This window comes from Gibbsiella quercinecans (genome assembly GCF_002291425.1).
Taxonomy (GTDB): domain Bacteria; phylum Pseudomonadota; class Gammaproteobacteria; order Enterobacterales; family Enterobacteriaceae; genus Gibbsiella; species Gibbsiella quercinecans.
Map to the genome: position 1 here is coordinate 1,597,132 of NZ_CP014136.1, position 13,451 is coordinate 1,610,582.

The window sequence follows — 13,451 nt, forward strand, 5'->3', positions numbered from 1 at the left end:
GTATAATTAATACGGGCCAGAGCCATAAATTAATACGGCACCGGCCCCGGTGATTATCTCGGCTATGTTTATGTTGTTATAGCGCCAACCATTGTGCCAACTGGCCGCTGGTTAAGCCGTTTTTGGCCCTATCGATCACCTCGCCGTCTTTCAACAGCAGCAGCGCCGGTAGCCCGCGCACGCCAAAGCGCGCCGCCAGTTCAGGGAAACGATCGGCATCCAGATAGTAACGTGGCCGCTGCGCCAGGCCGGCGGCAAGCCCTGGCTCATTGAGCTTGCGCCACAGGTTGCGGCAGTGAATGCAACGTTCGGCGCCGACAAACAACAATACGTTGCCCTGCTCAAGCTGCGCGCTGTCTGGGTGATCAATCCGGCTAAAGCCTTCGGCATCAATGCGGAACACTTTTGGGCTGCGGCGCAGCGTATCGTTGTCGGTGGCCACGCAGAGCGCGTCGGCGCTTTTGCTGTAAGGCAGGGCGCCCTCAACCTGCACCACGCTGGCAAAACCGCTGCGCCCCGCCGCGCCCGGTTGGCGCAGTTGCGAAACGTCTGGCGCGGCGATGGCGGTCTCTTCCGGCTGTGCCAGTTGCGGGATCCACGCATACGGCACGCGGTAGGCGCGATAAACCATGTTGTTGTTGAGCGCCTTGCCCCAATACGGGGAGATGTATTCCCAGACGATCTCGTGATCCTGCGTCACTTCGAAAATACGGCCATTCGATCCTTCATTGATCAACGTATTGCCGTTCGGCAGCCGTTGAATATTGCTGATATACGGGCTGTAGAAACGGTAAGAATCCGTCGGCTGTGGGATACCGGCTTCATAAGGGGAATAGCGCCATTCAATATCCAGCGTCACCGGGTTGATTTCCAGCACCCGCGAGTAATCGCGCCAGGCGTTCTTCACCCCATCCGGCGATGCCGGGTTAGGCGCGCCATACCCGGCCCAGCCGCCGTTATCAAACACCAGAATATTGCCGGCACCCGGCAGGCCGGCGGGAACCATGTGCGCATGGTGCTGGCCGATAATCCACCCCAGGTGTTTCAATTCCGGTTTGCTGTAGTCCGGGCCCAGCTGCCAGACGATCTTACCGCTCGGCTTATCAATAATGGCGATGATATTTGATTCACGCGCGTCCCAGATGATGTTGTCCGGGTGGAAGCGGGCATCCCCGGCGTCAAACCATTTGTTCGGCCCCAGCGTGGACATGGAGTTGATGTGCATCCAGTCCCCCATGCCGCCGCCGCTGGCGCGCATATTGGGGTTGTTGCGGATCGCTTCGCGCGCGGCCGCGTCAAAGCCAAGCTCGGCAAAGTGATCGCTGCAGCGCCATTCCCAAACAATATTGCCCTGCCAGTCGACTTCGATAATGGTGTCATCCAGCAGCAGCTTGTCGCTGATTTCCGGGTTGTGCAGGTTCTTGTGCGCAAGTATCAGGGTATTGCCCCCCTCAACCTGTGGCTCCAAGCCGGGCGCATAATACCCCACCGGGTTACCCGCACGCTGGTAATCATGGTGCGCCCGCGCCATCCAGCGCACCGGATTGCCGGGATCGCGTATTTCTTCATAGCGATCAAAGCGCCAGGTAATATTGCCTTCCCAGTCAACCTGCACCAGATCAGCCATATCCTGCATGCCGTAGCGAGGATCGCGCTCGCTCAGGTGGCCAAGGATCACGCCGCCGGGGAAGATCTTGTTCGGGAAACCGTGCAAATTCGGCCAGTGGCGCAGCTCGCGCCCGTTCATGTCCGTCAACACGGCGCCGCTTTCCACCGCCTGAAATACGGTGTAACCGCTCCAGGCTTTTTCCGGGTTATAAATCGTGGTGCCGGTTGGGTAAACAGAGGGATGCCCCATTGCTGTTTTCTCCTGTTTTCATTAAGTGATGCCCGCAGGCTTAAAACGTTGCCCAAACCGCAGGCGGCGGCCTGCTCTGTATGCGCATAGCGCCAGGGAATTGCGTGTAATGCCGCCTGCGTTGGGGGTTAATGCGAATCGAGGTGTGGCTGTGTTATCAGGCTGCGGATGCGGGCGCAGCAGGCGCCAAATTCCGCGCTGTCCCGATCGCGCGGCTGGGCCAGTGCCACGGTGACGACATCCAAAATCCGCCCCGGCCTGGGTGAAAGCACCACGACCCGGTCTGCCAGCGCCACCGCCTCCTCCACGTCGTGGGTAACGATCAGGGTGGTGGTGCCCTGGCTTTGATGAATGCGCAGCAATTCCTGCTGCATCTGCTGGCGCGTTAACGCATCCAACGCGCCAAAAGGTTCATCCAGCATCAGGATCTCCGGGCGTGCCACCAACCCGCGGGCGATCGCCACGCGCTGGGCCATCCCGCCGGAGAGCTGCGCCGGCAGGGAACGCGTGAATTCGCTCAGTTGCACCAGTGAAAGAATATGGCTTATCCGTTGGCGCTTCTCGGCCTGGCTTATCGGTTCATCCGCCAGCCCCAGCGCCACGTTTTGCTCAACGTTCAACCAGGGGAACAGGCGCGGTTCCTGGAACACGATCCCTCTGTCGCGCCCGGTGCCCCGCACCGGTTGGCCGTTAACGCGGATCTCCCCTTGAAAATCGCCATCCAGGCCGACCAGCAGGCGCAGCAACGTCGATTTACCGCACCCGCTGCTGCCGACCAGCGCCACCAGTTCACCGCGTTGAATATCCAACGAAAAATTGTCGATGGCCGTCAGGTGTTGCCACTGTTTTTTAACGTGGCGAAACGCCACAACCGTAGAGGATGCCGTCATATTTGCTCCTGCCGCCGCCAGCGCGTGGCGGATGCTTCCAACACGCGGCCCGTTTTATCAAGCAGCGCACCGGTGATGCCGATAAGTAACATGCCACAGAAAATCGTCGGCATATCAAGAAGCTGTTGCGCATTGATCATCAGGCTGCCGATACCCACGCCCGATGACATGAAATACTCCGCGCCGATGTTGCCCAGCCAGGCATAAAGCAACGCCAGGCGTAGGCCAGCGAAAATACCGGGGGCGGCGCCGGGCAAAATCAGCAAGCGCAGGTAGTCGGCGCCTTTGAGGCGCAGAACCTTCGCCACTTCATCCAGTTGCGGATCGCGCTGCGCAACAGCCTTCAGCGTGCTAAAAAACATCGGGAAGAAGGCCGCCAGCATCACGAATACCACTTTGCCGGGGTTGTCGTTGCCCACCCAGGCGGTGAGCAATGGCAACCAGGCAAACAGCGCGATCTGGCGCAACACGTTCAGCGTGGGGGAAAAAACCGCACCGACGGTGGGCCTTAACGCACAGGCCAGGCCACCGGCAAAGCCCAGCACAATCCCGGCCGCGCCCCCCAGCAGCGCACGGCCCAGGCTTTGCCCCATTGCCTGTAACAGCTCGCCGTTTTGCAGGCCGCTGATCAGGCGCTCAACCACCGCCAGCGGCGAAGAGAGCAACAACGGATCGATCCAGGCATGGCGGCTGGCAAGCTGCCAGAGCGCCACCAGCAGCACCGGCAGCACGATCCCGGCCAGCCGTGCCTGCCGGCGGTGCAGTTGCCGGCTAAGCGCGGGCTGCGGCCAAAAAACCAGCCGCTGATACAACCGGTGCGTTCCCCATTCCATCACCAGGCCACTGATGCCGATAACGGCGATCGCGACAAACACGATATCGAGTTGAAAAAGCTGGCGCCCCCAGACCATCAGGTAGCCAATCCCCTGGGAAGAGGCCAACAATTCAACCACGATCAGCGAGATCCACGCCTGGGAAAGCGCCAGATGCACCCCGGTAAACCACCCCGGCAGGCTGGCGGGCACCAACAGCAGGCGAAAACGCTGCCATCCATTCAGGCGCACCACGTGCGCTACTTCGCTTAAACCGAGCGGCACCGCGGCCAGCGCCTGCTGTGTGTTCAGTGTGACGGGCACGATAACCGCCTTGACGATCACCGCCATTTTCAGCCCATCGTCGATGCCGAACAGCACCATAAACAGCGGGATCCACCCCAGAGTGGGGATTTGCGCCAGGGTATAGAACAGCGGTTCCAGATATTGCGCGCTGCGGCGCGATAGCCCGAACAACCCGCCGAGCAGCGTGCCGGCCAGCACGCCGAGCAGTAGCCCCAGCGCCAGGCGCTGCAGGCTCACCCACCACTGGGCAAGCAGATCGCCCTGCCAAAGCGCGCTCGCCGTTGCCAGCACCATCCGCGGTGCCGGCAGGATTTGTTCCGGCATCCACTGGTACTGCGCCGCCAGTTGCCACAGGGCAAACAGCGCCGCCGGCAGCAGTAAAGGCCACAGATTTATATGCCACATCGGCGGCGCCAGCAGTCGCCTTTTCAAGAGCAGCAGTTGTGCCATAGCAACCTGTTTAATCAATGAAAACATGTGGCTATCAAACAGTCCTTTGCTGCGCTTGACTAATGCATTTCTTGAATATACCCACTGCAAAAGACGCATTTATCCCGCTGTGCCGCGCCAGGGCTGGCTTAGCTCAATTCCGGCATCGCTTTGCTAAAAAAATCATTTAAAACAATATGGTGGTATATGCACAGCCGTTAAACGGAGTGAACCGATGGCGAAAAGGGTACGGTAACGCGGGTTGTTCTGGCGCAGTGGCGGCGGCGCGGTGGAAAAGAATGAGGGGGTTTGCCGGGTGATGAAATATGGCCAAAATAATTCGGCCGCAATCCAAGCCTATTACAGCAGGTATGCTACGATAGATGAAATTATTTACACCATAACTTTCAGATAACCTGTTGGCTTAATTAAAGATGCAGAAAGAAATCGAACAATATATCTCTGTTATTCTTCAAGAGTGGCAACCCTTACGCGCAGAGCTCCCGCAAGCAGCGAACGTGGTTTTGCAGCAGATTGCAGAAGAACAATCTGACGATCTGGCCAACAAGTTTTATGAAAGTTTGTTTAAAGATCCGGCTATTGCGCGGCACTTATCCTATGAACTGGTGCAGGAACGGCTAAGCCGTTCTCTTTCCAAATGGGTCAAGGCCGTTCTGACCCATGGCGAAAACCAGCTCGAAGCGCTGGCGCAACAGCAATACCATGTGGGCGGCGTCCATGCCCGCATCGGCATTCCCGTTGAATTTGTGCAACGCGGCGCCCGGCAATTGAAGTACGGCATCTTTGACTACGTCACCAGCCGCAGCCTGGATCCCGCCCTCAGTTTACAGGTGATGCACTATGCCGCGATGGCCATTGATATCGCGATCGAAATGATGAGCCACGCCTATGCGATGTCGCATTACCTGGCAACGCGCAATGAAGAATCTTACCGCCTGCATGTGTTGATGAATAACGCGCATCTGGAGCAAGGCAAGCAACAGACGGCCCTTTCCAACTGGGAAAACTCGGTGATTTACAGCCTGGTGAGCGGCGCACGGCAAACGGAGCCGCTGGTCAACATTTCCGAATCCAGCTATGGCCTGTGGTTCCGCCATAAATGTGTGCGCCACTTTGGCGAAAACCAGCAGGTTCAGCAAATGCGCCAGTTGATGACGCAGATTGATGAAAAAGTGGATAGCATTGATACCACGGCGGAAATGCCGGTAAAAAAAATGCAGGAGTTGCTACGCGTCATCCATAGCAGCTGCCAGCAAATTAATACGCACATGGAGATGCTGTTTAACGAAGCATCGCATATGCAAGACGGGAAAGATGCCCTGACGAATTTGCTCAACAAGCGCTACCTGCCGATTGTCCTCAAGCACGAGGTCAGCCTGGCGATGGAAAACCATTTGCCGCTTAGCGTCGCCATCATCGATGTGGATCATTTCAAAAAGGTGAACGATGAGTGGGGGCATACCGTAGGCGATCGCGCGCTGACGCACATCGCCAATCTGCTCAGCGATAATATTCGCTCCAGTGATTATCTGTTCCGCTACGGTGGGGAAGAGTTCCTTATTGTGCTGGTTGAAGCCGGCCAGTCGGAAACCTATACGCTGTTGGAGCGCATCCGCCGGATCATTAACAGCACGCCTTTTGAAGGCGTTGCCGGGAAAACGCTGCCCATCACGGTAAGTATTGGGTATGCGCAACATAATGGGCTCCCGGACTATAACCTGTTGCTCAATAAGGCAGATATTGCGCTGTATGAGGCCAAACGCAACGGCAGAAACCGTATTGAGCCGCAATAAGCTTAGGGGCTGGAGCGCTATTTCATTAAACCCATATATACCCTTCATACTTCAAGTTGCAGGTGTGTTGGCTTTCCTCGCTCACCCCAGTCACTTACTGGAGTAAGCTCCTGGGGACTCACTGCGTTGCCGCCTTCCTGCAACTCGAATTATTTTGGGTATAACGCGTTTATTCCGGAGCAACCAGCACTTGCACCTTGGCCATATCCAACGCCATCTGAATGGATAACGGCGGAGAGTTATCGGTGATTAATAAATCAATATCCTGTAACTGCGCGATGTGTACCAACGACATATGCTGAAACTTGGCTGAATCGCACAGTACTACTTTATATCCAGAACGCCGCAGATAGACGCGTTTAATATCCGCCTCCTCCAACGAACTGTCATACAGCCCCGACGCCGTAAGGCCAGAGACGCTAACAAAGGCGACGTCAAACCAAAGTTGTTCGAATTGCGCAATGGCGGAAGGCCCCACCATTGCCATTTCATCATCACGCATCAGGCCACCGGCCAGATAGATTTCAGGCAACACCCGGCCGCTGCCCAGCGCGTAAGCCGCCCGCACGCTGTTGGTAAAGATCTTCATGCGGTTACAGTTAACTAACCGTTCGGCCAGCATTAATGTCGTCGTGCCGATATCCAACGCAACCGTCAAATGCCGGCTGGCGATGACCGCGGCCGCAGCGGCAATACGCGATTTAGCCTCCGTCCGCTGGAGCAGGCGCTCATCAAAACTGGCGGGCTCTTTGTCCATAACGGGTTGAGAGTCTGGCTCTGGCAGCACGGCACCACCATGCACCCGCACCAACTTCCCCTCTTCTTCCAGTTCAGCCAAATCACGGCGCACCGTCATCTCCGAGACAGAAAGCTGTTCTGAAATCCCGCCAACGGTGACCGAACCACTCTGGAATAAAGCCTCGAGAATATGGTTTTTCCTTTCCTGAGGCAGATAACGCACCTTCGCAGTACGGGAGATATCTTTTGGCTCAATATTCACCGTCATGTTTTTTACATCCATTATTGATACCCACTGTTGAGCAAGAATACATCGGCCGCCGAGCGCCCAAAAAGCCTGACGATGATGACATTCTATGGGGTTATCACATTTTTTTAAATCTATTATGTTCGGATTTGTTTGAATTGAGTGCGAAAATGCGTGCGTTATGTGCAACGAATGAACCACATCAGTGCGCGCGCACCGCGATGACTCATTGCCTCAGGAGAGTGTAACTAGCTCTATTAATTGCGGAAGGTGATTAATAGGCAGGCATTGTGGATGTAAAAGCGGCTCTTGGCTGTAACCAGCCACATCCAGCCCGGCAGCACGGGCAGCTAAAACGCCAGTAACACTGTCTTCCACCGCCAACACCTGGTGAGCCGCCAGGCCAAAGCGAGATTGCGCTTTAAGATAGGGCTCGGCATCAGGCTTACCCCGTTCGACATCATCAAGACTAATAATGAACGCCATCGTGTCGAAAACCCCCAGCGCCCTCAGATTAGCTTCTACGATACGCCGGCTGGAATTAGAGACGCACGCCTGACGCATCCCGTTTATCTGCAGTTGGCGGAGAGTCTCGACGCTACCGTCAATTGGTGCCAACTCAGCACTATGTGCGATATACCATGTTTCGATTTCCGCCAGCCAACGCTCGCGAATAGCCGTTGCAGGAAGTAATGAGCGCAGCTGTAACCAAACATCGTTAATATGCACCCCACAAAATCTTGACTCCGGAATATGACTTAAATCAATGCCATAGCCCGAACACACGGCGAGCAACGCACGATGATGCAAGGGTTCGCTATCCACCAGCGTACCATCCACATCCCAGGCAATAGCCTGATAGCTCATACCCCCTCCCCTTGCGTTAGCGGCTGACACTGCTGATAAAGCTGACGAAACTGCCGATAGCCCTCGCGATAACATGACGCATTATCAACGTTTGGTTCAATCACATCACTGAAACGCACAAAATTGCTGGCGCCATTCCAATCGTCACTCACACCAACTCCCATCGCCGCTGCCCATGCAGCACCAAGGCAGGAGCCTGGATGCCCCTCCAGGCGCTGAACCCGAACCCCCAGCACATCAGCGACAATCTGCATCCACAGCCGGCTGTGAGATCCTCCGTCAGAAACAAAATAACGCGAAATCGGGTAGCCGATAGCGTTGAAAACGTCTATATGGTGGCGAATAGCATACGCATAAGCTTCCAGTAACGCCCGCCAGACGTGGCCGGCATCGTGGGATAACGTGAGGCCGAACATGACCCCGCGCGCAGCAGGATCATGCAGTGGGGTTTTCTCGCCAAGAAAATAAGGCAGGCAAATAAGCCCATCAGCCCCTGCCGGGCGCTCGTCAGCCAACGTATCAAGATACTGATGCAGCGTGAGATTTTTTGCCGCCGCCATGGCGCTATGTTGCCCGCCAAAATTGTTTACAAACCAATTCAAGCCCGAGCCCCCGGTGGCCATACACCCATTGGGCATAAACAAACCGGGAATAAGGTGATAATCCAGATAAAGCCGGGGATCCGGCGTGATCGAAGACGTTGCGGTAAGAATGTCAACCGAGCCGCCAAACTTCAACAAAATATCGCCCGGCGCCGTCACCCCAGCCCCCAGGGCCGAGGCAATCAAATCCGCCGCCCCACCAATGACCGGCGTTCCGGCTTTCAGCCCGGTGAATTCAGCCGCCCGGTGAGTCACCAGCCCAAGGATCTGGTGCGATTTAATCAACCGTGGCACGGCTGCCCGTTTGAGGTGAGCGAACGCAATTAACTCATCGTCTAACTGATGATCGGAAACATTGACGAACCCGGCCTCCAACGCCCAATTTTGCTCAACCGCCTTCTCTCCAGTCAGCATCCAGTTAATAAAATCATAGGAGCCAAACACGGTAGCAATACGGGAAAACACCGCCGGCTCATGTTGTTCCAGCCAACGGATCTTTGCCCCAATCAGTTGCTGATTGATGCCATTTCCGGCCCGCATGAGAAATGTATCTGCATCCATTTCGGCTCTCATTTGGCTAACCTGCTTACCGCAGCGGCCATCACTTTGCTGGATACTGGGCCTTAATAGCCGATTATTATCGTCTAACAATACCAGGGCAGGCAGCATGCCGGTAATGCCGATTCCGGCAATATCGCCTGGCGCCACGCCACTTTTCGCTAGCAATTCATGGCAAATCTCGCCAACATTATGCCACCATTCATCGGGTGACTCTTCTGTCCAGCCTGGCTGTGGCGATGACAATGTGACCGGCCGGGAAACGATCCCCAGCACCTTATTCGGCAACTGAATCAGCATGCCAATCGTCGAGGTAGTGCCAATATCAATACCCAGCAAACAGTTCATGCCGCCTCCTGTATCGCAAATACGGTTAACGTTGACGTTCGACCACGTCCATAAAACGTTTTACGCGATCGCCATCAACGGCATTCCAGGTATGCCCATCAACCTTAAAATGGGTGCCGATAATCACACCGCTGGCCATCGTTAAAATATCGCTGACGTTATCAATATTGGTGCCGGTATTGGCAAAGACCGGTACGTCCTGCACGGCGGCACAGACTTTACGCAGGTTTGACTGATCGGCTGGCTCACCGGTTATCGGCCCAGAAACCAAAATCGCATCGGCCATAGAAGAGAACACCGCGCTGCGAGCGCGCAATTCTATCGGGCGCGAATCCAGCGAATGTGCAAACTCCGCGTTGATGTTGAACAACAATTTCATGTCGTCGCGGCCAAGATTATGCCGCAGGCGGGAAGCCGCCGCGCAATCCGGCTGCCAAATCCCCATATCCGACGCAAACACCCCGGTAAAAATTTCACGGACAAAACTCGCCCCGGTGGTCGCCCCAATGGCAACGCTGGCTTTTGGATCCCATAGATAGTTGACGCCAAAGGGGACGTTTAACGCCGGCTTGATCGCTTGCACAATCGCCGACATCGCAGCCACCCCTTCAATCGCGGCATTGAACACATAGGGACGATCGTTCTCATTGCCAAACATAATGGCGTCAACCCCACCATCCTGAAGTTTCTCAACGTCGCTTAGCACATCATCAATCAGCTTATTGAGACCGCCATCAGCGTTATACAACGGCGAACCTGGCAGCGCGCCAATATGAGCCATGGCGATAACCGCTTTTTTCTTAGTGCCCAAAAAATCAAAAATCATAACGAACTCCAGACGATTAACAGGAAACCCGACGCCGCCGCCGGGGCTTTAGCAGTCCCCAGCTAAAGGCGGTGCAATCACCACCTGAACCTTCGCTGCCTCAAGCGCCGCCGCCACGGAGGGAGGAGGCGCGTCTTCGGTGATCAGCATGTTGATGCCATCCAGCGCAGAGAGATGGACCAGTGACATGCGCTGGAATTTTGCGCAATCACACAACACAACCGTAAAATCAGAACAGCGCAGATAGACCCTTTTCAACTCGGCATCTTCAAACGAATAATCGTAAATTCCGTCAGGCGTCAGCCCAGATACGCCAATAAACGCCACGTCAAACCACAACGCGGCGAAGCGCTGCACGGCTGTAGGCCCGCCCATCGACATCTCATCAAGGCGTACCCGGCCACCCGACAGGTAGACGTCGGGCTGGGTATTGTTCAAGGCATGGGCAATGCGAACACTGTTGGTAAAAACTTTCATCCGTGAGCACCCCACTAAACGCTGCGCCATCAGGAAGGTGGTGGTTCCCACATCAAGTGCAACCGAACGGTAATGACTGGCGACCGCCGCAGCCACAATGGCAATACGCTGTTTTGCCTCATTGCGTAGCAGCAAACGAGCTTCAAAACTCGGCTCGATGCTGTCCATGGCCACTGCGGCCCCATGTTCAGGCGCCACGGCACCACCGTGAATACGCGTCAGTTTTCCGGCCGCTTCCAACTCAATCAGATCGCGCCGAATAGTCATGACAGAAACCGCCAACGCATGAGCCAACCCGGCCGCCGAGATCGTCCCCCTGGCGTTCAGAGCGGATAAAATTTCGCGTTGCCGCGCCTCTGCCATCAACCGCTGGCGGTGCAAGGTGCGATGTTCAGCCGCTTCATCAGCGGGAGATTTATTGTTCGGCATTCGCGTTGTTCCCCATCAGAAACCCACAAACGAACAAAATATAACTTCGTAGAAGCACTATACGAATATTAATGTTTTAATCAAACTAATTTTGTTTTGATTTGTTCGAATTATTGTGCAATAAGTAATCATCAGCGATAAGGAGCCAACGATGAGCAACCAATTCTATGTGCCAGGGCTTTACCCTGGGCTGAAAGGCAAAACGGCGATCGTTACCGGCGGGGCGGCCGGTATTGGTTTGGCAATTAGCCGCACACTACTCGCCCAGGGCATGAATGTTGCTATAGGTGATATTGACGAAAATACGGCCCAGGAAGCCGCCCGAGAGTTAGGTGATCGCTGTTTTGCTTTCGGCGTTGATGTGCGTTCACGCGAGTCAATCACCGCGGGGTTTTCACAGGTCATCAAGCACATGGGCAGCTATCAGGTACTGGTCGCTAACGCCGGGGTTTCTACGATGCAGCGCGCGTTGGATATCACCGATGAAGAATGGGATTTCAATTTTGATGTCAATATTCGCGGGGTATTTCTTACCAACCAGTTAGCAGCCCGCACCTTTGTCGAACAGAAACAGGGAACCATCGTCAACACAGCTTCATTGGCAGCCAAAGTCGGCGCACCGCTGCTGGCGCACTATTCAGCCAGCAAGTTTGCGGTGCTCGGTTGGACGCAAGCACTCGCCCGTGAGTTGGCCGCAGAAGGCATCCGCGTCAATGCCGTCTGCCCTGGGTTTGTAAAAACAGGCATGCAAAGCCGTGAAGTGCAATGGGAGGCGGCCCTGCGTGGCATCAGCCCCGAGAATGTAATACAGGACTACATAAATCAAACCCCGCTTGGCCGGTTGGAAACGCCCGAAGATGTCGCTGACGTGGTGGCGTTTCTCTGCTCCGACGCGGCTCGCTTTATGACCGGGCAGGGCGTCAACGTCACCGGCGGCGTGTATACAGGCTAAAAACAAACAAAATCAAACAGGCAATGTTACGTCAGCATATTGAAAGATGAAGGGATAGACACAATGCCTGGGAACGTCCGTCATTCGTGATGAATACACCCGCTAAGCAACCGCCTGCCCGCAGGGCGAAAGAACACAGCACATAGCAAAGGTATAAGCGCATGGCCTCTATTGAATTACTTAACGTTTCAAAAACCTACAATAATAGCCAATACAGCGTGCGCGATGTGAGTTTAAAAATTCGCGATGGTGAGTTCGTGGTATTTCTGGGCCCTTCAGGCTGTGGGAAATCCACCACGCTGAGAATGATTGCCGGATTGGAAAGCATCAGTGAGGGAACGCTGATGATCAACGATCAAAATATGAATAACGTTGCCCCCCACGCCCGTAATATTGCGGTCGTATTCCAGAGCTACGCGCTGTATCCGCATATGACCGTCGAAGAAAACATGGCATTCGGCCTGAAAATGCGTGGTACGCCAAAAGAAATTATAAAACAAAAGGTTAATGAAAGCGCGGCACTGCTCGGCCTGGATACCTTGCTGCACCGTAAACCGGCGGCGTTATCAGGGGGCCAACGCCAGCGCGTGGCCCTTGGCAGAGCCATTGTACGAGAACCGCAGGCATTTTTATTGGATGAGCCGCTCTCCAACCTCGATGCGCAATTACGGGCTGAAATGCGCAGCGAACTGATCAAACTGCATCGCCGGTTGGGTAAAACCATGATTTATGTTACCCACGACCAGGTAGAAGCCATGACCATGGCCGATCGCATCTGCATTATGCGCAATGGGCATCTGATCCAATGCGGAACGCCATTGGAAGTGTATCAAAACCCAGTTAACACATTTGTCGCAAAATTTCTCTCATCACCGGCGATCAATTTACTGCCCTGCGAGGTTATTCCCGCGCCGGGCGGCCTACGGTTACAACTGGAAAATGGGCCTGCATTCGAGCTCGCCGAATGCATGCAAGAAGACTATCGCCTTCTCGGCGGTAAACATATGACGCTGGGCATTCGCCCAGAGGATTTCCATTCCCACCAACGGCACGCGCATTGGCGCCCCCTGGAGATGAAGGTCAGTACGGTTGAAGTGCTCGGGGCTGAAAATATTGTTACAGGGAAAATCGGAGAGGTACAGATTGTCGTACGCCTGGATCAACACGCGCGCCCGCAACCGGATGACAGGATTACCGTCTATATGGATCCGCATTCGCTGCATCTCTTTGATGCGGAAACCGGCGACGTTATCCCCCGCCGCCCTGCCCCTCTCACCACTGCCTGAATGGGAGCTGAA

11 protein-coding genes are annotated in these 13,451 nt (G+C 55.1%); 3 read left to right on the forward strand and 8 right to left on the reverse strand.

The annotated features are described in order from the left end of the window. Positions 1-76 precede the first annotated feature (76 nt). The 3 genes from ACN28Q_RS07405 to ACN28Q_RS07415 all read right to left on the reverse strand — a co-directional run bounded on the left by ACN28Q_RS07405 (position 77) and on the right by ACN28Q_RS07415 (position 4,316). Positions 77-1,858 carry an aryl-sulfate sulfotransferase gene (locus ACN28Q_RS07405; protein WP_095845758.1) on the reverse strand — a complete coding sequence of 594 codons (1,782 nt, stop codon included), beginning with the start codon at positions 1,856-1,858 and terminating at the stop codon, positions 77-79. 128 nt (positions 1,859-1,986) lie between these two features. Continuing rightward, complete coding sequence (locus tag ACN28Q_RS07410) at positions 1,987-2,748, reverse strand: ABC transporter ATP-binding protein (RefSeq protein ID WP_095845759.1); 762 nt, start codon at positions 2,746-2,748, stop codon at positions 1,987-1,989. Beyond that, the gene (locus tag ACN28Q_RS07415; RefSeq protein ID WP_095848948.1) at positions 2,745-4,316 is read right to left on the reverse strand and encodes an ABC transporter permease; all 1,572 of its coding nucleotides are present in this window, start codon (positions 4,314-4,316) and stop codon (positions 2,745-2,747) included. The genes ACN28Q_RS07410 and ACN28Q_RS07415 overlap by 4 nt, the downstream gene beginning before the upstream one ends. A 413-nt stretch (positions 4,317-4,729) precedes the next feature. Between ACN28Q_RS07415 and ACN28Q_RS07420 the strand changes: the two genes are divergently transcribed. Then, complete coding sequence (locus tag ACN28Q_RS07420) at positions 4,730-6,109, forward strand: diguanylate cyclase (RefSeq protein WP_095845760.1); 1,380 nt, start codon at positions 4,730-4,732, stop codon at positions 6,107-6,109. A gap of 169 nt (positions 6,110-6,278) precedes the next feature. Here the strand turns inward: ACN28Q_RS07420 and ACN28Q_RS07425 are convergent, their stop codons facing one another. From ACN28Q_RS07425 to ACN28Q_RS07445, 5 genes are all read right to left on the reverse strand, one after another. Next, a complete protein-coding gene (locus tag ACN28Q_RS07425; RefSeq protein WP_230469452.1) occupies positions 6,279-7,130 on the reverse strand; it encodes a DeoR/GlpR family DNA-binding transcription regulator in 852 nt (283 codons plus the stop codon). 198 nt (positions 7,131-7,328) lie between these two features. Further along, a complete protein-coding gene (locus ACN28Q_RS07430) occupies positions 7,329-7,961 on the reverse strand; it encodes an HAD family hydrolase (RefSeq protein WP_165907072.1) in 633 nt (210 codons plus the stop codon). Further along, entirely contained in the window at positions 7,958-9,469 is a 1,512-nt protein-coding gene (locus ACN28Q_RS07435) for an FGGY-family carbohydrate kinase (RefSeq protein WP_095845763.1), read from the reverse strand. Before ACN28Q_RS07435 ends, ACN28Q_RS07430 begins: the two co-directional genes overlap by 4 nt. Positions 9,470-9,494: 25 nt before the next feature. Next, positions 9,495-10,295 (reverse strand): BtpA/SgcQ family protein, encoded by an 801-nt coding sequence (locus ACN28Q_RS07440; RefSeq protein WP_095845764.1) that lies wholly within the window; start codon positions 10,293-10,295, stop codon positions 9,495-9,497. Between the two features lie 48 nt (positions 10,296-10,343). Continuing rightward, a complete protein-coding gene (locus ACN28Q_RS07445; RefSeq protein ID WP_095845765.1) occupies positions 10,344-11,201 on the reverse strand; it encodes a DeoR/GlpR family DNA-binding transcription regulator in 858 nt (285 codons plus the stop codon). 151 nt (positions 11,202-11,352) lie between these two features. Between ACN28Q_RS07445 and ACN28Q_RS07450 the strand changes: the two genes are divergently transcribed. Beyond that, positions 11,353-12,153, forward strand: coding sequence for an SDR family NAD(P)-dependent oxidoreductase (locus ACN28Q_RS07450; protein ID WP_095845766.1), 801 nt, complete (start codon positions 11,353-11,355; stop codon positions 12,151-12,153). A gap of 161 nt (positions 12,154-12,314) precedes the next feature. Next, a complete protein-coding gene (locus ACN28Q_RS07455) occupies positions 12,315-13,439 on the forward strand; it encodes an ABC transporter ATP-binding protein (protein WP_095845767.1) in 1,125 nt (374 codons plus the stop codon). Positions 13,440-13,451 lie beyond the last annotated feature (12 nt).

What these genes read in the sequence shown, in the direction of transcription:
- ACN28Q_RS07445 (WP_095845765.1), bottom strand. Translation starts at nt 11,201, where the DNA reads ATGCCGAACAATAAATCTCCCGCTGATGAAGCGGCTGAACATCGCACC.
- ACN28Q_RS07425 (WP_230469452.1), bottom strand. Translation starts at nt 7,130, where the DNA reads ATGGATGTAAAAAACATGACGGTGAATATTGAGCCAAAAGATATCTCC.
- ACN28Q_RS07420 (WP_095845760.1), top strand. Translation starts at nt 4,730, where the DNA reads ATGCAGAAAGAAATCGAACAATATATCTCTGTTATTCTTCAAGAGTGG.
- ACN28Q_RS07405 (WP_095845758.1), bottom strand. Translation starts at nt 1,858, where the DNA reads ATGGGGCATCCCTCTGTTTACCCAACCGGCACCACGATTTATAACCCG.
- ACN28Q_RS07430 (WP_165907072.1), bottom strand. Translation starts at nt 7,961, where the DNA reads ATGAGCTATCAGGCTATTGCCTGGGATGTGGATGGTACGCTGGTGGAT.
- ACN28Q_RS07455 (WP_095845767.1), top strand. Translation starts at nt 12,315, where the DNA reads ATGGCCTCTATTGAATTACTTAACGTTTCAAAAACCTACAATAATAGC.
- ACN28Q_RS07435 (WP_095845763.1), bottom strand. Translation starts at nt 9,469, where the DNA reads ATGAACTGTTTGCTGGGTATTGATATTGGCACTACCTCGACGATTGGC.
- ACN28Q_RS07440 (WP_095845764.1), bottom strand. Translation starts at nt 10,295, where the DNA reads ATGATTTTTGATTTTTTGGGCACTAAGAAAAAAGCGGTTATCGCCATG.
- ACN28Q_RS07450 (WP_095845766.1), top strand. Translation starts at nt 11,353, where the DNA reads ATGAGCAACCAATTCTATGTGCCAGGGCTTTACCCTGGGCTGAAAGGC.
- ACN28Q_RS07410 (WP_095845759.1), bottom strand. Translation starts at nt 2,748, where the DNA reads ATGACGGCATCCTCTACGGTTGTGGCGTTTCGCCACGTTAAAAAACAG.
- ACN28Q_RS07415 (WP_095848948.1), bottom strand. Translation starts at nt 4,316, where the DNA reads ATGGCACAACTGCTGCTCTTGAAAAGGCGACTGCTGGCGCCGCCGATG.